Annotated in this window: 5 protein-coding genes; 1 reads left to right on the top strand and 4 read right to left on the bottom strand. The window is 42.4% G+C overall.

Annotated elements, in window-relative coordinates:
- The coding region (locus DBR11_RS29210; protein WP_108556040.1) for a polysaccharide biosynthesis/export family protein at positions 1-736 on the bottom strand (736 nt) is incomplete at its 3' end.
- 338 nt (positions 737-1,074) lie between these two features.
- Here DBR11_RS29210 and DBR11_RS29215 point away from each other — a divergent pair.
- A complete protein-coding gene (locus DBR11_RS29215) occupies positions 1,075-1,740 on the top strand; it encodes a tyrosine-protein phosphatase (protein WP_146186716.1) in 666 nt (221 codons plus the stop codon).
- 63 nt (positions 1,741-1,803) lie between these two features.
- Here DBR11_RS29215 and DBR11_RS29220 read toward each other — a convergent pair whose 3' ends face one another.
- From DBR11_RS29220 to DBR11_RS29230, 3 genes are read right to left on the bottom strand one after another with little or no spacing between them, the layout of a single operon-like run.
- On the bottom strand, positions 1,804-2,505 hold the full coding sequence (locus tag DBR11_RS29220; RefSeq protein WP_108556044.1) for a DUF3823 domain-containing protein: 702 nt from the start codon (positions 2,503-2,505) through the stop codon (positions 1,804-1,806).
- Between the two features lie 16 nt (positions 2,506-2,521).
- The gene (locus DBR11_RS29225) at positions 2,522-4,423 is read right to left on the bottom strand and encodes a RagB/SusD family nutrient uptake outer membrane protein (protein WP_108556042.1); all 1,902 of its coding nucleotides are present in this window, start codon (positions 4,421-4,423) and stop codon (positions 2,522-2,524) included.
- Positions 4,424-4,455: 32 nt separating this feature from the next.
- On the bottom strand, positions 4,456-7,659 hold the full coding sequence (locus DBR11_RS29230) for a TonB-dependent receptor (protein ID WP_108556043.1): 3,204 nt from the start codon (positions 7,657-7,659) through the stop codon (positions 4,456-4,458).
- Positions 7,660-7,900: the final 241 nt, after the last annotated feature.

A 7,900-nucleotide genomic window follows, 5' to 3' on the forward strand; every position in this document is an offset into this window, starting at 1 on the left:
GAATAATACTTACATTTCTGTAGTTAGCGTCAACACTTGCATACTTAGCATTACTTGGCTGAACATAAAGTACATCATTGTTTTGAAGGTAATAATATGGAGAACTAAAAATATCTTTCTTCTGCATATCAAATCTAACAAACTGTCTCTTCCCTTGATTTTCACGAACCAGAAGGACATTATTTCTTACTGCTGTGACATTCAAATCCCCCGCCATACTAAGTGCTTCTGTTAAAGAGATTCTTTCATTTTGCACAGGAAAAACTCCTGGCTTTGCCACATCTCCTAATACTGAAACCTTAAAATTGATAATTCTTAAACTAACAACTGGCTCTTTTAAATAGGTCAAGAGTTTTGACTGGACCAACTCTCTCGCCGCTGTAGTTGTAAGGCCCAGAACCTGAATTGAACCAATTAAAGGCAACTGAATGGCTCCATTCTGATCAACTACAAATCCATTTGCAGTATTAGTGGGATTAGTGCTCACAGAGGCATTCGACGGCAGTGAACTGGTATTTCCCATATTAAAGATCGCGGAAGCCTCCGGATTTAAACTTGTAACAGTAATCGCAAGAATATCGTCTTTCTGAATTTTTAACGGAGTATAATTGTTAATATCTTGTTGCACAATCCCGCTATCTCGCAAATCCTGAAAATAGGGCACGGATTTATACCTAACCCCACAGGAACTTAAAAATAGGACAACAACAATAGACAAGTATAATATCTGTTTCATAGGCTATAAGCACACTTTTAGTTAAAATCTCCCAAAGATAATATTAAATCAGTGGAAACAATTTAGCTACATTTTTGTTACGCTATCCCTCTAAACAATTACAATGCCAATTTGCGTACCATATATTTATTCGGGACTCTTTAATACCCAAAAAATGTCAAATTCCTCAAATAACCAACATAAAAACAACACCCACCTACACTTAAAGTAAAACCTTTCCGGGTTTTGAAAATATTAACTACCTTGCCTTTAGATTAATTAAATAACAAAAACAGAATAAGATGCTATTTTTCAAACGTAAACCTGCCCATTCAGACTTTTCCGCCATTGGAATTGACATGCACTCTCACCTGGTTCCCGGTGTGGACGATGGAGCAAAAGACGTACAAGATAGCATACAGCTCATCACCGGCTTAAAAGAATTGGGCTTCAGCCACCTTATCACCACTCCCCATACGTTACAAGATATACATCCCAATACAAAGGATACTTTACAAGCAGGCCATGCAAAGCTAGAAGGAAAGTTACCTGAAGGCATGCGATTCAACCTCTCCTCTGAATATTATCTGGACGAGCAATTCTTAAACCAACTCGAGGCGGGAGCAGTTATGCCCATGCCCGGGAATCGTCTACTCATAGAATTCAGCCAGATCTCCAGACCCCACGACCTGGAAGAACAAATTTTTGACCTGGGCATTAAAGGTTATCAGGTCATCCTGGCCCACCCGGAACGTTACCTTTTCTTTCACAAACAATTCGATTACTATAAGCGCCTGAAAGAAATGGGCGTCGAATTTCAAGTAAACGCTATGTCTTTAACCCCTCACTACGGCGAAAGGATCAATGTCATCGCACAAAAACTCATCGACAAAGACTATATCGATTTCATTGGAACAGATATCCATCACCTCAGACACCTGGACTCCCTGAAAAAAGTCCCGGGAACCAAACATTTCGCAAAACTAATAGACAGCGGCCTCTTAAAAAACGACCAACTACTATAAAAAAACCGCCCCGGCCCCAATACCAGAGCGGCAATAAAGCGCCCAATCTAAACGAAATCCCTATTAAAACTGAACCTTCTGCAGCGGAGAAAAAATCATATCCTCTACCCCACTGATCTTTACCCCAATCCGTGCAAAAACATAATTCTGCGTTGGAACAATCGTTGGCACAGTAACCGAAAAACTCAGATTATTCAAATCCGCAAGCGCAGCACCCGTCAATTCCTGATTGGTTAAATTGTTACTCCCATCAACAAACTGCGTCTTATTAATATACAACACCGCCCTTTCAATATCCTTCGCGTTAACATCCGTAATGATCTTTTCCAGCTTACAACTCGCATTCACCTTGCCAGCAGCCGCAGTAAAAACACTATTCCGCACCATATAGTAAGGCATCACCTCTATATCCATCGTTTTGCTCCCACTCATGTTCACCGCCACCGTATCCTGTGCCCCCTGAGCATTCTTTGGCCAGAGAAAAGGGCCCTGGTTCGCAGAAAAAACCAGCTTATAGTTCCCATCAAACAATTTCGCAGAATAATGCCCTTCCTGATCAATGTTCACATTAATAGCACCACTCTTTCCAAAACCCGGCTGCCACAGTTCAAAGTAAACATTCCCGTACTGCACATTAATCGCTTCATCTTTATAAACAATCCTGCCATTAAAATCTGTAGCCGGCGCATCGTAATTATCTTTCTTGCAAGAACCCAAAAAGAGCACCAGCAACGCAGCAGTTAAAAAATAAAATCTAGGTCTCATATCTGTATCTTTAAACTTATTGATTAGGGTTTTTAACAATTTTCGGATTTCTGTTGATGATATCCTGATTGATCAAGGAATAGTAATTCCCTAAACGGAAGCGATGCGCTGCAGTAACCTTACTCGGTTTGACCACTTTAAACACATACTTACCATCATTCGCATCTCCCGGATTATAATATTTATAAGCCCATAAGCCAAACACCTGCGTATTCGTTCTGGCTGCAACCCCAATATTGGTCGCATTGGTAAAATCAGCAGCAGACATCGCATTTCCGTTCCAGGCCTTATCCGCGAGCCTCCACCTTTTCATATCCCAAAGCTCATGCCCTTCAAAAGCCAGTTCTACCCTACGCTCATGAACCAAACGATCCAAACTCATATCACCCGCAGTTAATGCCGTGGTCAAACCAGCCCTGTCCCGAACAGGCTTCAAGTAGTCTGCAGCACCCTGAGCATCCCCCAGCGCAAAAGAAGCTTCAGCAGCATTTAACAACACTTCCGCATATCGGTACCTAATCCACCAAACCTCGCTACGGGTACCAATTTGACCAGAACCCGTAGCCGGGTCCAAATACTTACGCACATAAAAACCAGACTGAGCGCTAAACTCCAATCCATCAATAGGTCCATCTGCCCCCACCACCTGTACTGTTCCAGGTTTACCAGGAAGCACATCTTTCTTGGTCTGTCCAAAATTATCTCCGGTGATGATCGTTCCATTAGCCAACATATAACCCGCCCAGATATCTACCGTTTTATTCTTAAACTGCGTTCCCGGAAGAATGACCGTACCTGCCAGCCTCGCATCTCTTCCCGCAAAAATATCCGTAATCCCAGTATAATACACCGGATTTCCCGAAGCATCCACACTCGCCAAAGAAGCATAAGTATTGTCTAGCTTTTCAAAAGACTGCACTAAATTCAAAGAAGGATTCAAACGCCCACCTTGTTGTTCTTCAGCGGAAGAGCGCGGCTGGTTATTAATGGTATACCCATGTACCTTATTGGTCTTCAACTTGAAATCTTTAGCAAAGATCACCTCCGGATTGTTGCCCTTATCTGTAAAAAGGCTCGAGAAATTATCAGACAAATTTGGGTTCTTCTTATATAAAGAATACTGTCCGTCGCTGATGATCTCTTTTGCCGCCTGCAGAGATTTCTGGTAATAAGCCGTCGCCATAGATGCAGGGATACCCACCTCTCCACCAGGCAAACTCACTTGTCCGGTAGACACACCATATTTAGCAATAGACGCCGCATATAAAGCCGCCCTTGATTCCATAGCCAATGCAGCCCCCTTAGTAGCCCGGCTTTGTGTACTTGCTGAATTTGGAAGCTTATTTTTAACCGCCTCCAGCTCACTGATCACAAAATCGTAGACTTCTGATTCTTTAGCACGGGCATGCTGAAGATAAGTCGGATCACCACTGTAATTATACTCCATAGGTTCCGTAATCAAAGGAACACCGCCCATTCTTTTAACCAGCTCAAAATAAACACCCGCCCTGATGAAACGAGCTTCGGCAATAAAGCGGTTCTTATCTGCCTCACTCAATGCAGTCGCTTCCTGGCCCCTTTTCAAAAATACATTCAGGTCCCTGATATAAGCATAATCCCACCAATTCCAGCTGCCATAATCAAATTCAGCATTCTGATGACGCCCATAATCTCCACCATTGGAAGCAAAAGCTTCATCGAAATCCGTAAACTCCCACCAGGCTTCAATGGTCTGGAAATCAGGATAACGGTCATAAAGGTCGCCAATCACAGAAAGAACCAGATTCGGATCTTTCCATGTGGCTTCTACGCTAAGCGTATTGGTTGGTTGCTTATTTAAATATTCAGAATCTTTTTTACAGGATTGTCCAAAAGTCAGCAGGACGATGGCAAACCAGGCATATCTAATATTTTTCATAACTAATAGTCTTATTTTGATCGGTTGGATGATTAAAGGGCTAATTTGATCCCTATATTAAAAAACTTGTTTTGCGGATACTGCAAACCATTATCGTCTGCAATTTCCGGGTCAACACCAAAACTTTTCAGGTTATCAATAGAAAACAAATTATATCCGTTCAGGTAAACCCTTGCATTCTGAACCTTGATTTTCTCCAGCCATCTCTTAGGCAAGGTATAACCAAACTCAATTGTCCTGGCCCTCAGGTAACGCACATTGTGCAACCAAAAAGTAGAATTCCTGTTGTAATTGCTATGTCCGCCTTCATTGAAACGTAAAGCAGGATATTTACCCGCCACCCAAGGACTATTCAAATCATAAGGATCCGTCCGGTGCCAGCTGTCATCTGCAAAACTCTGCAATAAAGCGCCCGTATTTTGAAATGCCCAGCGCTGTTCATAGTTCTGGTTCCAGGAATACAAAGACCCGCCAGAAAAATCTGCAGAGAAATCAAAATTTTTGTAACTCAGACCAATACTAAAGCCAAACATAATATTCGGCTGACCAGTCGTAGTATAACCAATAGGCCTTTCATCATAACCATCAATTACACCATCACCATTCTGGTCCTTATAAATCAAATCCCCGGGCAATAGAGTGCTGTTTCCTTTACCATCAATATTTACTTTGTAATTGTTGATCTCATCCACACTCTTAAACTGCCCGGTCACCTCATAGCCCCAGAAAATATTGTTATAGCGATTCTCTATTGAATTTCTGTACTGATCCAGAGAGTTGTTGAAACGTGGCTTGTAAGATTCCAGGAATTTGCTTCTCGACAAAGAAAAGTTCCCTCCAACATTATAACCAAATTCACCAATTTTATTCTGATAATTAAGCGAAAACTCCCCACCATATTGCGCATCGCTGTTTACATTCTCATCTGAGAGGTTATAACCCAATTCAGCAGGCACCAGGATATCATTCTTAGTACCCCTAAGACCCGTACGTTTTCTATAGAAGTAATCAAACGTACCGGTTAGTTTCGTTTTAAAGAGAGAAAAATCTGCACCGATATCTGTTATACGGCTTTTAAACCAGGTCAGGTTGTTTACAATCGGGCCTTTATCCCTTGAGGTCGTAATGGTTTTCCCGTCCAGGATAACAGTTCCCGCATTATAATTGTATCCTGGAAGATAAGCAAAGGGATCAAGGTCAATTTTATCATCGCCCAGTTGTCCATAAGAAGCCCTGAATTTTAAATCATCCAGAACCGGGTTTTCTCCCAGTAAAGACTTCATAAAGCCCTCCTGCGTAATTCTCCAACCTATAGATGCCGAAGGGAAATAACCTACCCTTCTGTCTGGTGCAAATTTCCAGGAAGCATCCCTTCTGCCAGAAACCTCCAGATAATATTTATTCGCATAATTATAATTCAAACGGGAAACATACCCTATCCTGGCTTCTTCCTCCTGTATATCTGCAAAATCCTGACCATCCATATCTGCAAACTGTAAAACAGGCAAAACATTGGTTTGCGGAACCGCATGCTGGAAAGTATAGGTACGGAAACGGTCCAAACGCTCTGCAAGCAATATACCGCCCACCGTATGCTTTCCAAAAGTCCGGTTATAGGTAGCCTGCAGCTGATAGGTGTTCGTTATGACCTTTTCATTTCGGCGCTCCCTATATGGATTAGAACTCCCTACCTTCTCTTCATACGTATCTGTATCCGGATGATACGTATAAACATTATACGTATACTCATGTCCGTTCACTACATTATCCGCTATATAATAAGAATACAAGCCCTTTATACTTAAACCCGTAATCGGCGTATCGTAAGTCGCAGACAGATTGGTTTGCAATACCCTCCAGTCAGACTTCCAATAGCCCGTCAAGGCCTTGCTTTGTACCGCAAACTGCTCCGTATTGTGCCCGATATCATTAGGGTATAATGGATTTCCATTCGCATAAGCCAGTTCCGTAGGCCGGTTTCTCAACAAAGCAAAACGCGCAGCCCAGTAATCATCACCCCCAGGTACACCCGGCTGGTCACGGGTCTCAATCCGGCCATTAATGAGCATATTCACCTTGAAACGATCACTGATCTTAGCCTCCACATTACTTTGAATATTCGTCCGGTTAAAATCAAACTCCCGCTCCTTACCATAAACCGCCTTTTGATCCAGATGCGTAGCAGACAGGTAATAAGTAATCTTATCCGTACCTCCCGAAGCATTCAAATTCACCGAATACTGCGGCGCATTCGGAACAATGATCAAATCCTTCCAGTTCTGGCTCTGATAACCATATTCCGTTCCAGCTTTCCATTTCTCCAGTTCAGCCCGTGTAATATCTGTCTTTCCAGCCGAATTCAGTTCTGCAGTCGCTTTGCCCAACATCCACTGATAAGCATTAGTGGTTTCCGGAAAACGCACCCAATTCTGCCAGCCCGTATAAGCATCAACCGTAAAAGTGTTTCTGCTATTATTAGTACCCTTCTTAGTCGTCACAATAATAACCCCATTGGCAGAACGACTTCCATAAATCGCCGCAGAAGCATCCTTCAATACCGTTATACTTTCAATATCCGTTGGAGAAATATTATTAAACTGACCCGCATCCTGCTGGATACCATCAATTACATACAAAGGATCTCCCATATTCCTGATCTGGATAGCTGCACTAGATCCAGGCCGTCCATCCGGCATCCTGAAAGATACACCAGGTAATTTTCCGGCAAGCCCAGTACTTACCGTAGAACCACCATGCACCTTCTCAAAGTCCTTACTGGTAATGGTCGCAATAGCCCCGGTAATGGCCTCCTTTTTCTGTGTGCCGTAACCCACCACTACAACATCCTCCAGGCTATTTGCAGCAGGCTTTAGTGACACATTAATCTGGCTCCGGCCATTCACCTCCACCTCTTTCTGATCATAACCAACATAGATAAATACCAATGTTGCATTCTTATCATCAAGGTTAACGCTATAATTACCGTTCTTATCGGTTGTTGCGCCTCCTTTGCCATTTTTGATCTTGACACTCACACCAATCAGTGTTTCGCCAGATTCATCTTTAACCGTTCCGGTTACTTTAAAAGCTTGTTGGGCACTCGCAGCAAATGAAATCATCAACAAAGAAATGCAGGCCACAAACGTGATAAAAGATTTCTTAAATAAGGTTGATTTCCAAACTGGGCACCATTCAAAAGACATGTTTGTTGAATAAGCACGTAGACGTCTGTTCATAAGGGTTAGATTTGGTTTCCCCAAATATTGATCTTTTAGTCTTATGCTGCCCTACAGATTTGTATCAAGTTTTCTTCATTTTGTCTCGATTTTCTAGAGACTTAGTGTAACCCTCCCGGATTTCGAACCGGTCTGCTGACGAGAACTCAAATTATTGACCTCCCCCCAATTTTAGGACACGCTAAATTCGAAAATCAGGGCGTTAACTGGTTTTTTTCCACATCTCCTGAGGCGTTAAACC

It is taken from the genome of Pedobacter sp. HMWF019 (genome assembly GCF_003061025.1).
Taxonomy (GTDB): domain Bacteria; phylum Bacteroidota; class Bacteroidia; order Sphingobacteriales; family Sphingobacteriaceae; genus Pedobacter.